Below are 19,775 nucleotides of genomic sequence, written 5' to 3'. Positions count from 1 at the left end.
GTGGGCGTCACCTAAGAAGCCCAATCGCCTCCAGATCCTCCTCGTCGATCTCCTGATCTGCCGGCAGCGCTGCCTCCGCCTTTGCCGCCAGCCACGCATCATAGTCGCTCAGGCGGTACCGACCCCGAACCCACCGCCCATCGGACGCCTGGCGATAACAGGCCTCATCCCGCCCCCGACCGATCACCCCAACAAGCGTCAGGATGCCGTCAGGCAGCGAGAACCGAGCGTTCGTCACCGCGATCCCCGGCGTCGTGATCTCGAAGTCTCGATTGGCGACCTGGGCGGCGATCTCGACCGTCGACCAGTCGGCATGGACATTCTTGTTGTATCGGCGAACCGCGGTCTTCAGCCCCGTCATCGTCCTGGCGGCGACCGGCGTCCCATCGAGGGCACGAATGACCAGGCGTTTCCTGCGGTCGTCCATCACGCCATTCCGGACGCCCTCGACCCGATAGACCTCGCCACCGTCAATGTGGCCAACCAATTCGGCATGGCAGACGACGATGTCGTCGATCGCTGCGATGCCGCTCGTGAGTTCCCAGGCCGCCGCGACCTTCCCCAGATCGCAGACGAGGACATAGCGTAGGGCATATGATCCCCGGGTCCGGCGCCTGGGATGCGGCAAGGTCTCGCAGATCACCCCCTCCGTGCCGGTCCGCCGGTACCGCACCAGCGGCGGCTCGATCGGCGGCGCGTTTCCGTAGCTCGATGCGGCGAAGTAAATCGCCATCAAATCGAGGAGGCGATCGCGGATGGGGTGGAGTTCGACGGGCACCGGGGTCTCCGGCGGAAGCTCCGGCTTCGGAGCCCGTCCCGCCCGGCGTTCGACGGCCGGCGAATATGCTGCCTTCCGGATCGGACCAACCTGGACGCTATAGAGAGAGCCGTACGACGATCTAGCATGCGGCTCGTCGATGCGATCCGGAAGGGTGGAGTCGTCGGCTGCCACGGCGTCTGCCTGCCAGCCATAATCGGGATCGGTACCGCGCCGGCTGCATCGCAGGATACGTCCCACGACGACGCCGTCCGGATCGACGAGTTTCGCGCCGCCGGCGACGACGGAGGCACCGTAATCGTGGGCGTGGCTGCGGATGAGGATTGGGTGGATGTCAGCCATCACGCCTTCCCCGCCGACGCGCCACCAGTCTCGCTGGCCCCCGCCTCGCCGAATCTCTGCCGGCCACGATCCAGAAGGTCGGCGACTGCTTGCCGGTACCCGTCGCGCCGGCCCTCCTTGTAGTGATCGTTGTTCTCGCCGGCGGCGGCGATCGTCTTGACCACGGCGCACGGCAGGCACTGATGCGCCCTCTTGTCGCCATCGAACCGCCTGGCGCACGACCGGCACACGACATTGTACCGCCCCGGCGCGAAGCCCCCGATCGGGAATTCGACGCCTCTCTTCTTGAATTCGTCGACCATCGCATCAGTGGAGGTGTCGGAGATGATGTCGCTCATGCCGCCTTCTTTACTGGATAGAGGGGTGCGGGACCGCCCTTGGGCTGATGCCCGCCGACGACCCTGGCTTTCGGCCCTTCGGCGCGAAGGGACCGCATGACGTCTGACCAGATCTCCCGAGGCGTCGTCGGCCGGATACCGATCACCAGGCAGGTGACCCAGTAGATGGGATAGCCGGCGACGAACATGCCGGCGGCGGCCGCTGCGAGCCCGACGAAGGCCGGCCACCCGATCGCGAGGATCATCGCGAACACCAGATCGGTCTTCGTCTTCTGACAGACGGCTGCGGAGACGGCGCCCACAACGAGGTGGGCGGTGGCGAGGTAGAGGAAGCCGCTCATGCCGCCCTCCCCGCATCATACGCGTCCCTAACGGTCTGGAGGATCGACCGCCGGTGCTCCCGGTGGCAATCGCTTTCCGTCTCGAGATTGCAGTCCACGGGGAGATCGTCGCGCAAGATCGGAATGCGGCCGTTGACCACATGCCAGCCACAGACTCCGCCCTTGGGATCGTTGGTACGAGAAACCGCTCCGAGCTTGCCGAAGAATTCCCGGATATCCGCCTCGATGACCTCGATCTCCCGAGCTTCAAGCTGCTGGAAAATCTCCTCGTTCTCTTCGTCGATCTTGGGCTTCTCCTTCGGAGTGAAACGGGCCTCGATTTCCGCCCGTAGAGCCTCGTCGACGACCCGGACCTCGACATTGTGCGGCCCGTGCTGCTTCTCGTCGTATCCGTCGATGTCGGTGAAGATGCGCATGCCGACCCGGGGGACGAAGTTCGGCATGAAGACGTCGTCGCGAAAGTTGATGTGCGACATGAAGATCGGCTTCTCACCGGGCTCCGGCGACCGCCCCTGCTGCTCCGGGACCAGGATACTGAAGGGCGTGATCCCGTCCCGGCTGTTCCATAGTTTCTCGGTCCGGCCGCGGGGGTCGCGGTACGTCATCAGCATGAACGCTTCGCCAAACTTCGTCTTCTTATTGATGGTCATGAGGAATCTCTTCTCCTGTCTGATTTGTGCCGCCCCATGGGCCTGTATTCGCCCGCGGTCGTCGGTGTGCGTTGTCGATTGTCCCAGATCGCATGAAAGCTGCAATGCCATCCGATGCGATCTGGCAGGTTGGGTCAGGCGGCTTCCTGATCGTCGTCGTCGTCGGTAACGAGGCTGTAGACAGCGACCCATCGACCGATATCGACGACGGAGATCGTCGTGGCGTCGAGCGGGAAATCGTCGGCGACCCGGGCGACGAAATCGACGACCGCGACGTCTTCGAGACCGACCTTGACGAGCCGGGAATCGGGGTGGCTGGCGCTCATCTCGGCTTCGAACGCAGCCACGGCGGCTGCATCGTCGGCGTGATCAGCGACGTCGTAGAGATCGCCGACACCCGCTTCCATCGTTCCTGTTGCGTATCGAGGCATATCGGTACTCCCTTGATTGTTGGTGGTCAGGCCATCGTTTCGTAGGTGACGATCTTCCGAAGCCCGAGACCGCCGAGGATCTTGTCGCCGGGTTCCCGCCTGCCGAGCAGGACGTCACCCACATACTGAGGCGAGACGCCATGCTCCGTGGCCCATGCCTGCTGCGATCCCGCGTTGGCGCAGGCCTGGCGAAGAAGGTCGCGGACGCCGGCGGCGGTCATGCTGCCTCATCTTCTTCGGGTTCGTCATAGAGCCGCAGCCAAGCCGCGTATCCGGAGTCCAGGACGACCCATTCGGTCCTCCCATCCCTGGCCCGGACGCGGGCGGTGTATTCGCCACATGCCTGGCACTTCCAGACTGCACCGACCCTCTGCTGGTTTACCTCAACCTCCTCCTCGCAGCCGCACCGGCAGGCATTGATGTGCCGATTTGTCATGCCGCGAGCCCCCTCTCTTTCAGGAACGCTGGGATCACCCTGCCCCCGGTCGGCTTCTCCACCACCGTCGCGTCGATCCGAACCGGACCGCTACCGATCAGCAGCTCGATGTCCTCAGCTACCTCCGCATCATCGGGAACGCGAACCCAGCGCCCGTCTTCGAGCGAAATCCCGCCGCCACCCACATCAAGCCAGCGAACGTGCCAGGCGTTTGGATCCGCCTTCATCCTCTCCACTTCAACGGTTCCCTCTAGACCGTCGAAGAGAACTACGACCCCGGCTGCACCGGTCTTCGTCTTCTGAGCCCGGAGCACCGAGCTGAATGGCAACGGAGCGCCGGGCCGGAGAGAGGCCCGCATGCCAGCTTCGACGATGGCGGCGGCGGTTTCCTCCTTCGGCTTCTCCTCCACCGCCTTGGCGATCGCCGTCTCGGCCTGCGCGGCCTCTTCCTCCGCGATCTCGTCGTCGTCCAAGAATCTCGCCGACTCCATCACCTCGACAGGCTTCTCCTCGACCACCGTCGGCGCCTCGACGACAGGCTCGATGGGGCCGTCATGCTGGGTGATCTTCGCCCACATTTTGCGGACTTTGGCGACGTCGTCGGCGTTGTACGTCAGGATGTCTTCGTACCTGCCGGCGTCCCAGATTTCCGCGACCATGGAGCCATCGATGTCGCTCTTGCCGCCCAGGCCCAGGATCTTGCCGAGGCGGTCCTGCGAGATGAATTTGCCCGCGCCTTCCCAGGCGGTCATCGTGTCGAACACCTCGGGCGACCACGGCCGCGCATGGAGAGGCCACCAGTGCGGGACGGTGATGTTGAGGACGATGGCCCTCTTCCAGAGCCACCTGAGATCGAAGCCAAGGACGTTGTGGCCGACGAGAACGGCGCCCGCGACGGACTCATAGAATGCGTCGGCTTCCTTGAAGAATCCGGAAATCAACGCCTTCTCGATCTCGATGTCCCAGCCGTCCGGGCCGGCAGTATGAGAGCCGACGATTTCGCCGTCGCCCTTCGCCCAGCAGATGGAGGCCAGGCGACCGAGACCGCCGTCGAGGCTGGTTTTGCGGATCGCTTCGAGGACGGCGGCCGGCCTCTCGTTCTCGATCCACGCAGCGATCGTCTCGGGCTTCTTCATGGTGGCGGGCGGCGAGACGCCGGCGGTGATGTCGGCGATCAGGGCCTCGTCGAGGGTGGGGAGCGTCTCGATGTCCCAAAAAATTTTGTCGTCGATCATGCTGCTGCCCTTTCCTCGACGACGGCGTCGTACCTGGCGAGCGTCACCAGACGATTCCGAACGGTCGAGATCGTCAGGCCGAGACGACGGGCGATCTCCGCCGTCGGGAACCCGGACATCGACAGTGCCCGAAGGTCGTCATCGTAGTGACGGCTCGCGGCGACGACGCGGGTGCTCTCGTTCACGGCACCGGTCGTCCGCACGTGATACTCGATGGTCTTCGGCGACAGACCCATGGCCCGGGCTATATCCGGGATCGCCCCGCCGGCTTCATACCGCTCGGCGATCTCGTCCTGCATCTCACCCAGGCGGCGTCTCTTGATGTACACGATGCCGTGGCGGTTCATGACGTGCTCGATCGATGCCCGCGGGCGACCGACAGCGGCGGCCATCTCATCATAGGACGAGCCATCGGCAGCCATACGGCGGATCGTGGCGATCTCGTCGTCTGTGCACCCACGCCGCACCGAGGCGCCAATGCCCAGTGCCGTGGTGAGCCGGTTAATGGTGGTCCTGCCGCGACCCGTAACGACCATGATCTGGTCAGTCGTCAGACCGGACTCTGCGAGTTCCCGAATCCGGACCTTTTCGTCGTCCCCGAGGGGGCGGTGGCAACCACCCATCCGGCCTGTATCCCTGATCTTCATTGCTGGCCTTTCTTCGCCCCAGTCGGCTTCCCGCCGACCGGTCATTGTGAACGCTGTTGTTGGTGTCAGTCGGCGCTCGATTTGCCGGCCTCGAACGCAGCCTTGATCGTCCGCAAGACCTCGCGACGGTGGCTCTTCGGCCACTCGTCATCGCGGCAATCGGCGATCAGCAGATCGCTCGATATCCGGACCGAGCCGTCGCAGATCAGCCACTCGTAGCTGCCCTCGCCCGGAGAGACTGCGTCGGGAAAGAACTCGCGTACGGACTCTTCCCGGAGAGCCTGCTCTTCCTGTGCGATAGCTTCATCGAGTGCATCGCCATCGAGACCGTCGAGTCTGGCGAGGATTTCCGAGTTCGTCATGATGTAGTCCTTTCGTTGTTCAGGCGGCTTCTTCGAGTGCAGCGAGATGCCGATCGACGCGAAGGATCGCAGCCTGCACCCATTTTCGATCCCGCCCAGTTCGCATTGCGATCTCCGGGATCGAGTGTCCCTGGCGACGCATGTCGTGAGCCTTGATTGTGTGGGCATGCGGCGGCTGCGCACGCATTCGACGAGCGCAGCGCGAGTTCACGATGCCTCGCGAGACTATGACGTAATAAACTGTCGAGACCGGCAGACCGACCGCGGCGGCGATCTGGGGTCGGGTCTCGCCAGATTCGAACCGATTGCTGATCTCGTCGATCGTTTCCTGCGAGACGGGCCTCCGGGACCTGATGTCCAAACGATGCTTGCGCAGGGAGACAGCGCTACCGCTCCGCCCGAGTTCGACACCGATCGCGGTCGAGGACATGCCGGCGGCGACCATCTGTGCGAGCTGCCTGTCTTCTTCTGCCGTCCAAACCTTGCCTGTCATGCTGCCCTCCTGCCGAGGAGATGCCCGGCAATCCGCTCGACGGTCGCTCTCGAGACACCCGCTTCCTCAGCGATCTGGCCAGCGGTCAGTCCGAATCGGGCGAGCTTCTTGATGTAAGGAGCATCGACGATCTCCTCGGCCGGCTCCGTTCCGACGAGGATCGCCTCGACGAGATACGGCGGCAGGCCGACCTGGCGTGCGATCCGAGTGACGCGCCAGCCCTCGCCGGATCGACGATGGCAGGCCTCTTTCGTGGCCGGGGAGACGCCGCGCAGGCCCATGACGCGAATGCGGTGCATGCGGGACTGGGCGGCATACTCGGTGACGCCGAGAGCGGCGGCGACCTCGACGCGGGTGCCGCCCGCGGCCATGATATCGACGATCCGCTGGTCGCGGTCGGGCGTCCACGCGAACTTCATGCCGCCACCTCGTCAGGCTTGCTGCAGACGCGATCGACGACGATGAATCTGATGCGGTCCCAATCCTGATCAGTCAGCTCGCCGACGAAACTCGCGAGCATCGCTGCCGTCTTGTGCCCAGTCTCGCTGCCCGGGCGAAGCTCATAACGGACGGGGTGACCATCCGCACCGGCCTCTGCCCAGCCAGTGGCCAGTCGGCACCTTTCCTCGACGGTCAGGACGCACGGTTCGACGAGTGCGGCGACGAGATCGATCGTCACCGGAGTCCGTCCGGACTCTGCGAAGAACAAGCTGCGCTTCCCGATCCCGGTTTCGGCTTCCCAGTCGTTTGCAGTCATGCCGCGCCCCGCTCTGACCGACGCGTGTGCTTTTCCGAATGCTGTTTTCATCTCCAGGCCTTTCTTCGCCTACCAGCCACGCTTCTCGCGACGCCGATTTTCGTACTGAGCGATCGCGACCTCAGTCTTCGACGCCCGGACGTTCAGAAATGCCGGACGCCTGGGCGCAGGACGCTCGCCATCACCCTGATCGAGGTCCGTCTCCATGTTCTGATCGCTACCTGTCTTCGTCGTCATCGTTACGCGCGCCGCTCGCATTCGTGAATGTTGTATTCACAGATTGCCTGATTCGCTGGCCGGTTCAATAGCACGACTTAAGACGATTTCCTTTTGACCCGCCTTTTTGAGCGCCTCTATGCTCACCGGCTCAACAAACATTGGGGCTGAGAGCAAGCAAACTTTTTTTTCGTCATACTCCCCGTTGCGGCTTTCATAAGCGGACTTCACGATCTGGGATGTCAAGATCCAGGACTTCATTAGAAAACTGGAATAAATTCGGAGGTAGGAATGGGAAAGATCGGGAGTTTCCTCAAGGCGATCATGCGGGCACTGCGGGCGACAGTGCTCGTTCCGGTCGCGGTCGCCGGCGGTGTCGAATGGATCTGGAGGTCGGTGTTCGGTGGCCCCGCACCAGAATTCGACACTGAGATTGTCGAGGTGCCGGACGCCAAAGAGGCGATGGCGGTGTCTTCTCTCACCGACGATCAACGAGACAGAGAGAGGTCGGCCCGGCAGACGGCCATCGCGCATGCGGCGCTGACCAGACTAGTGAAGCAGGCCTGCGATCTCATCGATGATGGGCAGGAACTCGACGATGCCTTCTTCGACGAGACCCACGACAGCTCATGGATCCTGCCTTGGGTCCGGAGCCTGACGGATGGCGACAGGCGCACGATCCGGCATATGCCGGAGGCAACGCTACTGGGTCACCTGTCCGGACACCGCGAGCTGCAGTGCCTGCCGTCGTACCAAAACATCGATCTAGTGGCCGCCCAGGAACGGATCGAGGCGATGCGGGAGGCGGAGAGGACCAAGGACTGGACTACTTGGGATCACTACTGCGAGCTGGTCGACGAGGCAGTCGAAAGGGACGACATCCACCTGATCGATCGCCGTGCGCTGTGGGTTGAGGCGCAGCGTCGGGCCGGCGTGCCGGAAGACGAGATCGACGATTATGGAATCTAGCGCTTGCTGGACTGCAGTGCGGTCAGTGCCGCCCGGTTCGCCGCGGCCAGTCGCCGGCGCAGGACCTCGTTCTCGTCGGCCAGGTCGTTTGCGCGCTTGGTCTCGCTCCGCAGGGCTGCGATCAGGCGGTCGATGCTGCCACGCGACGTCTGGCGGATGACACGGATGCGTTCCGGCTGCCGCTGACTGCTCCCGGTCGCATTCGCGGCGCCGACCAGCGCCGAGAAAATCCCTGCTTCCATTCCGTGGATGAAATTACGCATTCCCAGGCCTCCATCGCCGTGTGCCAACATCGGAGCATGAAACCATGAACGTCGCGTTAACGAAGAGGAAATCACCGGCACAGCGACGGGCAGAAGCCGCAGCCCGGACCGAGAGGTGGCGCGAGAAGAACAGCGGCCGGCCGGATCCCCGGCTGGTCGACCGCATGCTCCTCGAGGGGCTCTTTCACGTCCTCGGTGAGACGCCTGGCATGACGCTCGATGCCCGATCGCTGATCGTCGAGACCGTCGATGCCGCCGTCTCAGGCCTCAAGAGGAAGGGGTATCGTGGCGGCGCGTCTCGCCAGGCGGTCGGCCGGCGGATCAGCGACCATCAGGATGGACGCTGCGTCCGGGCCGCACTTTCCGAGAAGGCGATGTGGAGAGACTTGGAGGCAGCACGGATGGATACGGTGTGACCGATCAAAGTCCCCAACAGCCCCGTTACTTCGACGTACGGGGTGACACGAGATAGCCCTTGACAGCCGTCACAAAATGTTGGAGTGTAGCGTCAGACGCAAGGAGAGCACGGGCGATGAGGCCCACCGCCCCTCGCGTTGGTTGAACCAGCCCCGAGGCCCTCGTCGAAATCTCGGCGGGGGCCTTTTTCATCAACGACGGAGGGAGATGACCGATGCCATCACACAATGTTCTCGCAGCGACACGCGGCGACCTGGATCTCACCGGCGGCAAGGCGGCCATCGGCGACGGCCGGTTCGTGTCCGCGGCCACTCTCACGACCGTCACCGGCAAGGACGATCGGTGCCGGCCGACCCTCGAGGCTATGGTGCACGATCCGGCTGCCGGTCGCGTCTTCCGCGCCTCGATCACGTATCTCGAAGATGGGCTGCAGATCCCGACGCCTGGATATCCCGACGACGCCGGGTTCGAGGCTTGGGTCGATCGTCATGGCGAGGTCGCTTCCCGACTGACCGCGGCCAGGGAGGCCGTCCAGAGGGCTATCGAAAGCGGCGTCGTCGTGCCTCGTCCTCGGGAAGCGGTCTATGACACCGCCAGCCGAGTGCCGGCGGCGGTCGAGGGTGGCGATGACGCTTGATCCCCTTACCCTTTTCCGGTCGTTGATATCGCTTTGTGGCCTGACCCAGGCAGAAGTCGGCGAGGTACTGGGGAGAGACCACAATACCGTCCGCCAGAAAGCATCGGGCCATCGTCCGGTGGTCGACCGGGATATCGAGGTCCTAGCTGACCTGTGGCGTCGAATTGATGCAGGCGACGAAGGCCTGGAAGGGCGGCCGGCGGACCAGGCGGCGACGATCGCCTGGGTCCGGTCGAGGACGCCGTCGGACTGACCGGGATGACATAGATGGGGAATGAGAAGCCGCCGCAGGGAGACCGGGGCGGCTTCTTCGATTCAGGGGGTCTGAACTGTCAGGGGCCGTCGTGCTTGATCTGATCGGGATCCTTCGGGATACCGTCGAAATCCGGTGCCTGACCCTTATCGGCCTTCTTACCCTGGTCTCGTCCTTTGTCCTCATCCGTCGGCGGAACAGCCGGCTTGTCGCCATCCCATTTTCGGCGTGTATCTGACATGACTGCCTCCTCTTGTCGGGAAGGAAGCACCGGTCGCGGATGATCGTTCCCGGCGTTCCATTGCAGCGTCCATCCGTCCAACGAAATGGCCCCATCGGGGTGGAGAAATGGTTGGCGCGATGGAGGCCAATTGGACGCTCCATGAGGCTCCATCAGCCCCCAGAAATACTGGGTTTCGTCCAACGGGATTTCGATCGACGACGATGGACGGATGGAGCCTCCGAATTCGTTGTTTAGAGAGCCTCTAAAGTAGCGCTTTCGCCGTCCATGGTTGGACCGCAGGCGTGGGACGGATGGATGCCGATTTGGACGCTCCATCGTGCTCCATAGGCCCTTGTGGGACAGGGGCTCGCCATTTTCGGATGGAGCGTTGGATGGACAATTTTTGGAGCGGATACGCGGTATGCCGAGACAGGGATACGGGGTGACGCAGCAGATGACTTAAGAGATCGAATGACCATGCGATCACCTATAGCTGACCGGACCGACCGAAACGCTTTGAGGCTGCCATCCGATCACTTAAGCGATGCGACATACGCGCGTACGGGATTTATCTACTACGGAGTAGTAGATGACTAATACCTATCTATGATTCTTGATTCTGACAGTTGGTCTCGCCTCCGGCGAGCCCAGGGAGCGCCCTGCCGTGCAATGGTGGTGGCAGGCGGAGACGGGAGACATCGTGGGCGCTGCGCGCCAATCCCATCCCAAGGACACCGGAGGAGGATTATCACCGAACGTCGCCTGGGGATAGTCCACGGTCCGTGGCGGCGGTCTGAGCGTCCCAATCCTCGTCACGCCGGTCGAGGCCAACTGCGAACTGCCGCTTCCGGTGTCGCGAAAATAAATTTCGTCCCGCATGGCCGTCAGAAACGCCCCGTGTGGTGCCTGGATTTCCCGGATGGCTCCGCACTCGCCAACGGCCCGACCTTGCCACCAGAGACCCCATATTTCGCGTCTCAGGTGGTCATGACAATCGCGTCGTGGTTCCGTTCAGCCCGGACCACCTGCCAGAATAGCGCAGCTTGATCAACGCTTTAAGGGATCGCATATTCGTCTCGTCGGACAGGAACGACACGACAGGAGACCCCATGCGACCGAAGCGCTACGACCCCACCCCGAACCACGTCCTCGTCGATGAGGCGGACATGGCGACGATCCCCCAGGACGTCCTCGACGGCCTCGATGCTGCCGGCGTCGAGTGGCTGGAGGCAGGCACCGACGACCTGCGCGTCGGCGACGTGATCCGGGTCCGCCAGTGCCTCCCCGTCGTCGCCGGCCGGGGGTCGCACGGGCAGCCAGTTTTCGAGAGGACCGGAGGCTACAATTTCCGGCAGGTGAAGGTCCGCCGCGAATACCTGGCGGTCGGAGAGGTACAGCGCGTATACACGAAGGGGACACGGACGCCCGGGAAGACCGTCTTGATGGTGCAGTACGGGCTGCTGTGGGACTGCGACCACGACAAGTTGTCCCGCGTCTCGAGCGCCATGGCACAGAAGACGATCCTCGAGGCGAACAAGAAGCCGATCGGCAAGCGGCAGATCGAGGTCCGCAGGCTGCGTGGATCCGGTCCGACGAGGGAGGAGCGGGCGGAGATCGATGCAGAGACGCACAGCAAGATGGCTCGGGCTGGCATGTTCGCGAATCTCTGGGAGACCGTCCCGACTTCGGCGATCGTCCTCTCTGGCAATCCGTACATCGACGAAGACAAGCGCACGGTGGTCACCATGACCGACATCGAGGCCTGGCTTGACGGGTCGGTCGAACCACCGGCCTGGGCGATGAACGTGCTGATGAAGCAGCGGGACAAGACGGACGGAGGCGATCTCCCCGCCGGTCTGGCTGCTGCCGTCGATGTGACCCCGACCGAGGTTCCGCCAGCGGCCAAGGTCGAGACGCCTCAGGGGTCGGTGACGGAAGCCCATCCCGCCCCAGTCGCGGATGTCGAGGATGCCCCGGCGATCGACGAGGACGTGCGTGATCCCATCGTGGACGACGATCTCCCGCCGCCGCCTCTCGCCGACGAATACGGCATACCGGCGCTCGTCTCACAGCCTGACGAGTACATGTCCGATCCCGACGATGACGATGCCGACTGGGAGGACGCGGCATGACTGACGATCGACAGCTGCCGCTTTTCCCTACACTGGAACACTCGCCTCACGCGTGCGCCCGTGCTATATCTGGCGCACGCGCCGCATGCGGCGTCTATCAGCATACCTCTTTGCCGGCCGGGGCGAGTCCTCGCGCCGGCAATCTTTTTGAGCTGTCTCCCTACTACCAGGCGCTCTACCGCTTCCACTCTCAGTTCGGCGAAACCGAAGGGCTGTGGGAAGAACTCGTTGAGGAGCAGCGGGCAGCGGAAGCACACGAAGCCAAGAAGGCCGAAAGGTCCGCCGCTAAGGCCGAGGCCGATCGCATTGCCGCCGAGGCAGAGGCCAGGCGTCAGGCGGCGAGCCAGGCCGCTTGGGATGAGTACGCAGCGTTCCGCGAGGATGCCCTCGCCTACCTGTACGAATAAATCTTGCCGACACCCCGTGAAAAGGGGCCACCGCACATGATCCGATCCCTGCCACACAGGCGGGGACGGCATGGTCAGAGACGACACCCTTATCGACATAAGCGGGCTGGACGAGATGGAGGAGCGCTTCCTTCGCCTCGGAAAATACGCTTTCGCCGATGCTCTTCAGACCGCCGTCAACGACGTTGCAATGGCGTCCGTGAGGCAAATGGAAGGCCGCTTCGACCGTAATATTGAAGGCGGCCCTTCCCGATTCACGAAGATCAAGCCGGGCAAGCGGTCGTCGTCTGTCATCGCGAATACCAGGCGTGGCGCGACCAAGGGTGTGGCCGAGGCTTCCGTCGCGGTCAGGCCCATGCAGGCCCGCTATCTCCAGTTCATGCTGGGCGAGCGCGACGAGAGAGAGCCCGGCATCGCGGGCGTGGCCGACGCATACAATTTCATTCCCGTTTTCGAGCACCTGAGGGCCTTTGGCATCAGGAAGACGAAGGCTGGCGGCCTGCCTCGCAATGCCCTCTCCAAGCTCGTTGCCAAGGCCAAGCAGGGGCAGGTCGGCGATGTCGAGAGAGAACGGGGACCGGACGGCAAGCTCTTGGCGACCACTGAGGGCGACAGGACGGCCGGCGCGCCGTTCTTTGGTCGCCCTCGTCGGAAAGATGGAGCGTTCTCTCCTCTAGGCTTCTGGCGTCGAGGAAAGGACCGGGGGCACCGTCCCCTGCCCCTCGCCTTTGCTGTCGAGGAAAGCGATTACGGGAAGAAGGATTATTTGGTCCCCTCTTGGAACAAGAGCATCGACGTTGCCGCCAGCGGGCTGCAGGACAGGCTGAGAGAACGCCTGGAAGAGATCCTTGCGGACATGCGCCTGGAGAGGACGGCGAGAGCAAGTAGGAAGAACGCCAAGGCCCGCGGTGAGAGGAAGCGACTGCAGGAGTGGAAGGCTCAGGAGATAGCCGCCGGTAGGTTGCAACCGTCCAAGAAGGGACGGAAGAAGGGATCGAAGAACAAACCCAAGGTGACGCCATGAACGCCCATAAAAAAGGGGCTGGAGAGGCGCCGAGAGGCCGGGGGGACCCCACGACCTCTACAACCATGCGGGGAAGTTCGCGCCTATTTAGCGTTTACACTTACGGCGATTTTCGATTCGACCCCGCAGCACCCGCAGCTTTTTCCCCTCCGTCCGGCGACCCCTCTCTCCGTAGGAGAGAGCCCTTCGGGATTCGGCTCGACGGGCCTGCGGGATTGCCCCCTATTGGAGCCATGACATGACCCGCAGGTTTCGCCCGATCGGATCGGGCAAGCGATCGACCGCCGATGCCGTCGAGGCCGCCGCCGAGCGATCCGAGAAGTCTGGTCGCGTCGTCTCGATCGCCGAGTTCTCCCGCGTCACCGGTTTCGACCGCGGCACTCTCCGGTCGTGGATAGATCGCGGCTGCCCGACCGAATCCTCTCCGACCGCGAAAGGCGAAGCGATCCTTGTCGATATCCGCGCCGTCTGGAAATGGCGCGAGGAGCAGGTTGCCCGTGAGACCTCGTCGAGATTCGCCACTCCCGACGGCGACGAGCTGGGCGGCGAACCGATGAAGCCGGCCGATCTGTTGAAGCTGGAGCAGATCAAGCAGACCCGCCTAAAGATTGGGCGAGAGGCCGAACTCCTCGTTCCGCGGATCGCCGTGGAATACATGATCGAGCGAATGCTGGGTCTGATCCGTCAGGCGGTGTTCGGATTGGGCGACGGCATCATCCGCGACTTTCCCCACCTCGACGATGCCGAGCGTCGGCGCATGCTGACGAAGATCAAGACCAGCTCCGTCGCCGCACTCAAGGAAGGCGCGAAGTCGGTCTCCGAGTTCTTCGATGACGAGGCCTTCGAGGAAGACATGAAGAGGGAGCTGGGGCTGTGACCGCGCACCGGGCGACCCGCACCAGAGTTGCCGACGACCCGGACTTCGTTGCCAAGCTCTTCGACCTCGCGGCGACCGGCACGGACATCTTCCGGGGGTCCTTGTCATCGGCCGTCGATGCCTTGATTCCGAACATGCCGACGGACGTGGTGGACTGGACGCGGGACAACCTGGTGCTGCCGTCGGCGGCATCGGGCGGGCGGTCGGGACCTCTCGAGTTCTCGCCGATCCAGGCCGCCCTGGTGCGCCTGTGGCAGGAGCCCGGCATCCGGCAGGTCACATTCAAGAAGCCGCCGAGGTTCGGCAGTTCGCTGATCAACGCCGCCGGCGTCCTCTATTACGCCTGCCACGAAGGCCAGGACGTGATCTTCTACGAACGGACGGACGACGATTGTCAGGGCTTCCACGACAAGATGCTCTATCCGATCATGGAGGAGAGCACCGATATCAAGGCGATGAAACGGCCGGACGGCCGGCATGGCGTGCAGGACGCATGGTCCGATATCATCCTTCGCAATGGCGCCTCGATCCAGCTCCGGTCGGTCGGCAAGAACGGGTCGTTCCGTCAGATCAAGGGCTACTTCATCGCCTGCGACGAAGCCGGCGCTCCCGACTGGCGCGACAAGTCCAAGAACTCGGAGGGGTCGAAGCTCAAGCTAGTCAAGCCGAGAGCGCAGCAGTTCGCGACGCCGGTGATCTACGTCGGCGGCACCCCGACCCGTAAGGGGCTCTGCACCGTCTCCGAGGAATACGAGAAGTCCGACAAGCGCGAATACCGGATGCCGTGCCCCCGGTGCTCCGAGGTCCTGCAGTTCCACCCCGATGTCCGCCAGGCTCCGGACCGCCAGACGCAGATGGGCGCGGGACTGCGGTACACGCTCGACGAGGCGGGCTACGTCGACGACGCTTGGTACGAATGCGGAGCCTGCGGCGGCCACATCGAAGAACGCGAGAAGATCGGCATGATGGAAGCCGGGGCGTTCTTGAAGACGACAGTCGGGGAGCCAGGTCATGCCGGGCTTCATATCTGGCAGGCGTATTCGACCGATCCGCAGGTCACCTGGAAGCATATCGCCTGGGAGCAGAAAGCCACGGAGACCGATCCGGAGGCCCTGCAGCCGTTCGTCAATCTGTGGCTTGCCGACACGTTCGAGCCGCCGGTGCAGCGCGTCGTCGAGATCTCGGAACTTGAGAAACACGCCGAATCGTGGGGCGACGCGGAGGCTCCCGAATGGGCCGAGTATCTGTTCGCCGGCATCGACGTGAACGAAGGCAACGACACGGAGAAGACGCAGAAGGACGGGCGCGTCGAGATCGTCGTCGTGGCGATGGGCGCGAACAAGCGGCATGCGGTCATCGATCACATCGTCATCGCCAGGGAGGAGATGGTCGACGAGCACGGGGAGATCCGGGACATCTACATCCCGCCCATGTCGACCAGGTCCGAGGCTCTCATCCTTGAGGCGGTGACGAAGCGATATCGCACAGAGGACGGACGCGAACTCGGGATCCGTCGGACGTTCATGGATTCGGGATATCTGAACAAGGAAGTCCTGGAATTCGTGAACTCCCCCGACGCCAAGCGGGCAGGCATTCGTGCCATCCGCGGCGCCCGGGAGCTGAGTGGCCGACGTCCTCTCCTGCCGATCAAGGAATCATATTCGAAGCAGCGGAAACGTCCGTTCTTCTGGATCGGCACCCAGGTCGCGAAGGATACCGTGGGCCGGCAGATCAAGATCCCGGCGCCGGCTCCTGAAAGCTGGGTCTTCGCGAAGAAGTTCGGTGAGGCCTTCTACAAGTCGTTTCTGGCCGAGACCCTGATCGAGACGCAGCCAGGCGTCCGGATGTGGAAGAACCTCAACAAGAAATCGGAAACCGGCGAGGTCTGGGACTGCGTGGTCTACGCCGTCGCCGCCGCTGCCTGGGAAAAGCGGGAGAATGCACGGGTGCGCGATGTCCTCGATAGAATGGACGAGCTGGCTGTCCAGCAGGCCCTCTCCCGCCAGGCCGAGGCAGCCGAACCCAAGATCAGGCCGGCTCCCGAAAAAGTTTGCGGACCCCCCGTGAAAAGGGGCCACCCGCCGTCCGAAAATCCCTCGGATACGACTGCGCCGGCCACAGGCGAGCGCCCGCGTTTCCGTCTCAAAGTCCTCGATCCGGGGAAGACACGGGACGCGGGTGCCGCCACGCCGGCTGCGAGGGAAAAGACGAGGTCTACCGGTCCGGTGGCCCGCGCCGAGGGGATCTGGTGATGTTCCACTTCTGGTCAGCTGACCAAGTGAAAACTGCGATCATGCGCATGGAAGAGCAGCTGACGACCGGCGCTAGCCAGATCGCGTCCCCGACTGAAGGCTCCGCCACGCTGCTGTCTCGGAACCAAGCCCTGAAGACCCTCGACGACCTGTTCTGGGCCTATGAGGCGAAGACCGGCGAGAAGATCAAACGCCGGCCGTCCCCCGGCATGAAGGTCTACCAGATCACAGTGGATAAGGATCGGCACTACTAATGTCCGAGATCGTCGCCGAAAAGCCTCGCGTCCGCATCCCGGCCGGCCGCTCCGCGTTCCGCGGGTCGATGTCTGTCCCCCGCCCCTATGACGTCGTCGGCCATCCAGCGGCTCCGAAGGCGCCGACCCTGGGTCCAATCCAGAGCGCCAGTTATCTGCGCGACATGCAGAAGCTCGCCCGTCACCTGTACCGCAACGACGCCTGGGTGAGATCGCTGGTCCGGACTCTGTGCGACATACACGTTGGCGTCGGCCCGGAGCCGGTTTCAAAATTCCGGGATCTTGAGGTTCTGTGGCGTCAGGCTTCCCGCGACTTCGACAACCGCGGCGTCCGGTCATTTGGATCCTGGCTGCGCGAGGACGTCTATCGGAACCGCATCGTCGACGGCGAGGCATTCATCCGCCGGCGCCTGCGCATCGGGCGGCCGGCCGCCTCCCGCCTGACGGTCCCCTTGCAGTTCCAGGCACTGACGTCGGAATACGTCCCTGTCGACCACGACCCGGTGGGATTCGGTGACTACCGGTTCCGTGCCGGCGTCCTGACTCAACTCGATCGCCCGGTGGCGTATGCGATGTGGCCGTCCAATCCCCTCGATCCCGACAGCATCGGCATCGACACCAGGCCGATGCAGATCCCCGCCGACGAGGTCTTCCACGTCTTCGATCCCATGACCGGCGGCGTCCGTGGCGAGGTCCTCCTCGCTGTCGCCCTGCTCCGTGCTCTGGCGATCGCGACCATGGAAGATGCGGAGCGGCGCCGGAAGCAGATCGCGTCGATCTTCAATGTGTTCTTCAAGCGCACCGTCGATGCCGCCGCCGGGGACAATGCGGACGCCCTGCCGGATGCGGCCAGGGTCGACGAGATGATCCGGTCCGTCACCCTCGGGAGCGGCCTGGCTTTCGAACTGCCGCCGGGATTCGAAGTCGAGACAACCCAGCCGAAGGACGAACCCGCCCTATTCGAGAAGGCGCTTCGCTTCCAGATCCTGGCGATCTGCGCCGGCGTCGGCGCCCCGGTCTGGGAGGTCACCGGCGATTACAACGACGCGCCTGAGAGAGCCATGCGTCTGGCCGGTGCCGCCGTGAAGCGTCGTGCCGAGATCGAGAGAGATGGCCTGGAGCACCAGGCAATCAATCCGGCGTGGAGAGCATTCGTAGACACCTGCCAGGCGACTGGGCTGTGGTCGCCGCCGTCCGGGACGAAACCGTGGGAGCCCTACGAAGTCTCCTGGAACTGGCCTGTCGTCCAGAGCGCGGCGTTGACCCAGGAACTCAACGTCATGTTGAACGCCGCCGATCGTGGCGTCGTCCCGCATTCCTATGTCACCAGGGCCTACTTCGGCATGCGTCCCGAGGAAGTCGCAAGGCAGCAGGCCAAGGATCTGGCACGGGCTCGCGAGAACGGGCTGCAGTGGTCGGATCCGCTCTGGGATCCGGAGGCGTCAGACACGACGGCGTCGATCGCCGCCGAGGCAGCGGCTGAGGAATCGTCGGAGCGCAAGACGGTCGATCAGGCCGCCAAGGACGCGTCCGTCCTCGACTGAAAAAAAGTTCGAGGACACCCCGTGAAAAGGGGCCACCAAACACGCGAGAATCCCGGAAATTAAGGCGTTCCCGGGGTTCAAGAATTTTGTCAGACGCGGTCATCAAGCTCGAAGACGTCAACCCGGAGCATCGGTTTGCTCCGGAGGTGTCTCGCGGCGTCCGTGCGGCCACGACGCAGATCTCGTCCTGGTCCGAGGAAGACCGCTCCTTCGAGTTCGTCCTGGCGACCCCGACACCGGTGATGCGCTGGTATCGCGACCTGGACACCTACGAACGTTTCCAGGCCGAAGAGGTCCTGCCGATCGAGACCGCGGTGCTGATGTCTGAGTCGGGTCGCAACGTCCCGATCCTCGACAGCCACAACATCTGGTCGGTCGCGTCCGTTGTCGGCACCTGCACGGAGATGCGCCGGGAGAACGGCCAAATCGTCGCCAAGGGCCGCCTCTCCGGCATGGAGTCCTGCAAGGATATCGTCGTCGGTGTCCGCGAGGGTGTCCTGAACAACATCTCCGCCGGCTACTCCGAGTGCGACTTCGAACTCGTCACCGATGCAGCCACCGGCCGTCGCACGATGCGCGCCAAGCGCTGGGTGATCTACGAAGCCAGCCTTGTGCCCGTCCCCGCAGACGGCAACGCCAAGACGCGTTCCGCGCACGATCTCGTCGTCGATTGGCGGCGCTCCCAGACAAACAACGAGGATTCCGACATGACCGAAGAGCAGGTCACTGCCCTGGCCACTGCGGCCGCCCGCGCCGTTCTCGACGAGGACCGCAAGGCCCGCGAGGCTGCCGAAGCCGAGAAGCGCTCCAAGGAGAGCACCGAGGTCACCAAGACCCCGACTGCTCCGGCCACCGGCGAGCGCTCCGCCGAGGACACCGCGGCAATCGCTGGTCTGCGCTCCGCCGCCGTCTCTTACGGCTGCGAGGCCGGCTTCGACGCCATGGACAAGGCCGGCGCCACCGTCGCCGAGCTGCGGTCCATGGTCGCCTCGGGCGCCCGCAAGCACAGCAACACGCCGGACATCGACGGCGGCTCCTCGATGGGTGGCTCCCGCCACGCTGAGCAGCTGCCCGACTTCGGCACGGCCTTCCGCTCCGCCTTTGGCGGCGGCACCAAGTAAGGATCCAAGAACATGGCTTATCAGCGCCTTCGCGAACCGTTCCGCCCGACCGAAGCTTTCCACTACGAAGTGGACGTCTCTTACTGCCGTGAGGCGGTGGAGATCACCGCGCCGGCCGGCGGTGACGTCATTCCCGGAACCGTCTGTGCTGACGAGGCCGGCGACTTCATCGGCATCAACATCGAGCCGGTGTTCGCCGGTGAGACGACCGAAGTAGCGGCGCTCGTCCGTGGCCCGGCCATCGTCAAGGCTTCCCGCGTCTTCTTCCCGACCGTCCTCGACGAGGCCGATGCCGTGGATGCAGCCGCGACGGCCGATCTCGAGGTCTCGCTCCGCGCCGGCATGGCCGCGGCCGGCATCCTCATCCGCTAACCGA

General features: G+C 63.8%; 28 protein-coding genes. 13 read left to right on the top strand and 15 right to left on the bottom strand.

The features are described 5' to 3' along the window. Positions 1-7 precede the first annotated feature (7 nt). The 13 genes from H9Q09_RS12080 to H9Q09_RS12020 all read right to left on the bottom strand — a co-directional run bounded on the left by H9Q09_RS12080 (position 8) and on the right by H9Q09_RS12020 (position 7,272). Entirely contained in the window at positions 8-1,120 is a 1,113-nt protein-coding gene (locus H9Q09_RS12080) for a hypothetical protein (protein ID WP_187391244.1), read from the bottom strand. Then, positions 1,120-1,458 carry a hypothetical protein gene (locus H9Q09_RS12075; RefSeq protein WP_187391243.1) on the bottom strand — a complete coding sequence of 113 codons (339 nt, stop codon included), beginning with the start codon at positions 1,456-1,458 and terminating at the stop codon, positions 1,120-1,122. Before H9Q09_RS12075 ends, H9Q09_RS12080 begins: the two co-directional genes overlap by 1 nt. Next, positions 1,455-1,799, bottom strand: coding sequence for a hypothetical protein (locus H9Q09_RS12070; RefSeq protein ID WP_187391242.1), 345 nt, complete (start codon positions 1,797-1,799; stop codon positions 1,455-1,457). Before H9Q09_RS12070 ends, H9Q09_RS12075 begins: the two co-directional genes overlap by 4 nt. Continuing rightward, positions 1,796-2,449 (bottom strand): hypothetical protein, encoded by a 654-nt coding sequence (locus tag H9Q09_RS12065; protein WP_187391241.1) that lies wholly within the window; start codon positions 2,447-2,449, stop codon positions 1,796-1,798. Before H9Q09_RS12065 ends, H9Q09_RS12070 begins: the two co-directional genes overlap by 4 nt. A 134-nt stretch (positions 2,450-2,583) precedes the next feature. Beyond that, a complete protein-coding gene (locus tag H9Q09_RS12060; RefSeq protein WP_187391240.1) occupies positions 2,584-2,880 on the bottom strand; it encodes a hypothetical protein in 297 nt (98 codons plus the stop codon). A gap of 26 nt (positions 2,881-2,906) precedes the next feature. Then, a complete protein-coding gene (locus H9Q09_RS12055; RefSeq protein ID WP_187391239.1) occupies positions 2,907-3,101 on the bottom strand; it encodes a transcriptional regulator in 195 nt (64 codons plus the stop codon). Positions 3,102-3,312: 211 nt separating this feature from the next. Next, positions 3,313-4,551 (bottom strand): hypothetical protein, encoded by a 1,239-nt coding sequence (locus H9Q09_RS12050; RefSeq protein WP_187391238.1) that lies wholly within the window; start codon positions 4,549-4,551, stop codon positions 3,313-3,315. Then, on the bottom strand, positions 4,548-5,198 hold the full coding sequence (locus H9Q09_RS12045; RefSeq protein ID WP_187391237.1) for a hypothetical protein: 651 nt from the start codon (positions 5,196-5,198) through the stop codon (positions 4,548-4,550). Before H9Q09_RS12045 ends, H9Q09_RS12050 begins: the two co-directional genes overlap by 4 nt. A 65-nt stretch (positions 5,199-5,263) precedes the next feature. Further along, positions 5,264-5,560: a hypothetical protein gene (locus H9Q09_RS12040; protein WP_187391236.1), complete on the bottom strand. Its 297-nt coding sequence runs from the start codon at positions 5,558-5,560 to the stop codon at positions 5,264-5,266. A 19-nt stretch (positions 5,561-5,579) separates the two neighbouring features. Continuing rightward, the gene (locus H9Q09_RS12035; protein WP_187391235.1) at positions 5,580-6,053 is read right to left on the bottom strand and encodes a hypothetical protein; all 474 of its coding nucleotides are present in this window, start codon (positions 6,051-6,053) and stop codon (positions 5,580-5,582) included. Next, the gene (locus tag H9Q09_RS12030; protein WP_187391234.1) at positions 6,050-6,472 is read right to left on the bottom strand and encodes a hypothetical protein; all 423 of its coding nucleotides are present in this window, start codon (positions 6,470-6,472) and stop codon (positions 6,050-6,052) included. Before H9Q09_RS12030 ends, H9Q09_RS12035 begins: the two co-directional genes overlap by 4 nt. Next, the gene (locus H9Q09_RS12025) at positions 6,469-6,861 is read right to left on the bottom strand and encodes a hypothetical protein (RefSeq protein WP_187391233.1); all 393 of its coding nucleotides are present in this window, start codon (positions 6,859-6,861) and stop codon (positions 6,469-6,471) included. The genes H9Q09_RS12030 and H9Q09_RS12025 overlap by 4 nt, the downstream gene beginning before the upstream one ends. Before the next feature lie 222 nt (positions 6,862-7,083). Next, complete coding sequence (locus H9Q09_RS12020) at positions 7,084-7,272, bottom strand: hypothetical protein (protein ID WP_187391232.1); 189 nt, start codon at positions 7,270-7,272, stop codon at positions 7,084-7,086. A 45-nt stretch (positions 7,273-7,317) separates the two neighbouring features. Between H9Q09_RS12020 and H9Q09_RS12015 the strand changes: the two genes are divergently transcribed. After that, positions 7,318-7,995: a hypothetical protein gene (locus H9Q09_RS12015; RefSeq protein ID WP_187391231.1), complete on the top strand. Its 678-nt coding sequence runs from the start codon at positions 7,318-7,320 to the stop codon at positions 7,993-7,995. On the opposite strand, the gene H9Q09_RS12010 is transcribed toward H9Q09_RS12015, so the two are convergent. Continuing rightward, positions 7,992-8,258 carry a hypothetical protein gene (locus H9Q09_RS12010; protein ID WP_187391230.1) on the bottom strand — a complete coding sequence of 89 codons (267 nt, stop codon included), beginning with the start codon at positions 8,256-8,258 and terminating at the stop codon, positions 7,992-7,994. The genes H9Q09_RS12015 and H9Q09_RS12010 overlap by 4 nt on opposite strands. Positions 8,259-8,302: 44 nt before the next feature. Between H9Q09_RS12010 and H9Q09_RS12005 the strand changes: the two genes are divergently transcribed. From H9Q09_RS12005 to H9Q09_RS11995, 3 genes are all read left to right on the top strand, one after another. Further along, entirely contained in the window at positions 8,303-8,674 is a 372-nt protein-coding gene (locus H9Q09_RS12005) for a hypothetical protein (protein ID WP_187391229.1), read from the top strand. A 215-nt stretch (positions 8,675-8,889) separates the two neighbouring features. Further along, entirely contained in the window at positions 8,890-9,312 is a 423-nt protein-coding gene (locus H9Q09_RS12000) for a hypothetical protein (RefSeq protein WP_187391228.1), read from the top strand. Beyond that, the gene (locus H9Q09_RS11995) at positions 9,302-9,565 is read left to right on the top strand and encodes a hypothetical protein (protein WP_187391227.1); all 264 of its coding nucleotides are present in this window, start codon (positions 9,302-9,304) and stop codon (positions 9,563-9,565) included. Before H9Q09_RS12000 ends, H9Q09_RS11995 begins: the two co-directional genes overlap by 11 nt. Positions 9,566-9,644: 79 nt before the next feature. Here the strand turns inward: H9Q09_RS11995 and H9Q09_RS11990 are convergent, their stop codons facing one another. Beyond that, positions 9,645-9,806 carry a hypothetical protein gene (locus H9Q09_RS11990; protein WP_187391226.1) on the bottom strand — a complete coding sequence of 54 codons (162 nt, stop codon included), beginning with the start codon at positions 9,804-9,806 and terminating at the stop codon, positions 9,645-9,647. Between the two features lie 1,091 nt (positions 9,807-10,897). On the opposite strand from H9Q09_RS11990, the gene H9Q09_RS11985 reads away from it, so the two are divergent. The 9 genes from H9Q09_RS11985 to H9Q09_RS11945 all read left to right on the top strand — a co-directional run bounded on the left by H9Q09_RS11985 (position 10,898) and on the right by H9Q09_RS11945 (position 19,771). Continuing rightward, positions 10,898-11,920, top strand: coding sequence for a hypothetical protein (locus H9Q09_RS11985; RefSeq protein ID WP_187391225.1), 1,023 nt, complete (start codon positions 10,898-10,900; stop codon positions 11,918-11,920). After that, the gene (locus tag H9Q09_RS11980) at positions 11,917-12,327 is read left to right on the top strand and encodes a hypothetical protein (RefSeq protein ID WP_187391224.1); all 411 of its coding nucleotides are present in this window, start codon (positions 11,917-11,919) and stop codon (positions 12,325-12,327) included. The genes H9Q09_RS11985 and H9Q09_RS11980 overlap by 4 nt, the downstream gene beginning before the upstream one ends. Positions 12,328-12,397: 70 nt before the next feature. Continuing rightward, on the top strand, positions 12,398-13,351 hold the full coding sequence (locus H9Q09_RS11975) for a hypothetical protein (protein ID WP_187391223.1): 954 nt from the start codon (positions 12,398-12,400) through the stop codon (positions 13,349-13,351). 238 nt (positions 13,352-13,589) lie between these two features. Beyond that, positions 13,590-14,228: a hypothetical protein gene (locus H9Q09_RS11970; RefSeq protein ID WP_187391222.1), complete on the top strand. Its 639-nt coding sequence runs from the start codon at positions 13,590-13,592 to the stop codon at positions 14,226-14,228. Next, on the top strand, positions 14,225-16,480 hold the full coding sequence (locus H9Q09_RS11965; RefSeq protein WP_187391221.1) for a terminase gpA endonuclease subunit: 2,256 nt from the start codon (positions 14,225-14,227) through the stop codon (positions 16,478-16,480). Before H9Q09_RS11970 ends, H9Q09_RS11965 begins: the two co-directional genes overlap by 4 nt. Beyond that, positions 16,480-16,734, top strand: a complete 255-nt coding sequence (locus tag H9Q09_RS11960; RefSeq protein WP_187391220.1) for a hypothetical protein — start codon at positions 16,480-16,482, stop codon at positions 16,732-16,734. Before H9Q09_RS11965 ends, H9Q09_RS11960 begins: the two co-directional genes overlap by 1 nt. Continuing rightward, positions 16,734-18,278 (top strand): phage portal protein, encoded by a 1,545-nt coding sequence (locus H9Q09_RS11955; RefSeq protein ID WP_187391219.1) that lies wholly within the window; start codon positions 16,734-16,736, stop codon positions 18,276-18,278. The genes H9Q09_RS11960 and H9Q09_RS11955 overlap by 1 nt, the downstream gene beginning before the upstream one ends. Positions 18,279-18,364: 86 nt before the next feature. Then, positions 18,365-19,399 (top strand): hypothetical protein, encoded by a 1,035-nt coding sequence (locus H9Q09_RS11950; RefSeq protein ID WP_187391218.1) that lies wholly within the window; start codon positions 18,365-18,367, stop codon positions 19,397-19,399. A gap of 12 nt (positions 19,400-19,411) precedes the next feature. Next, positions 19,412-19,771 (top strand): hypothetical protein, encoded by a 360-nt coding sequence (locus H9Q09_RS11945; RefSeq protein ID WP_187391217.1) that lies wholly within the window; start codon positions 19,412-19,414, stop codon positions 19,769-19,771. The last annotated feature ends 4 nt before the right edge of the window (positions 19,772-19,775 follow it).

Source organism: Aurantimonas sp. DM33-3 (assembly GCF_014334315.1).
Classification (GTDB): domain Bacteria; phylum Pseudomonadota; class Alphaproteobacteria; order Rhizobiales; family Rhizobiaceae; genus Aurantimonas; species Aurantimonas coralicida.
The sequence above is the reverse complement of the archived record's forward strand: the minus strand, read 5'-3'. Positions and strand labels throughout refer to the sequence as shown.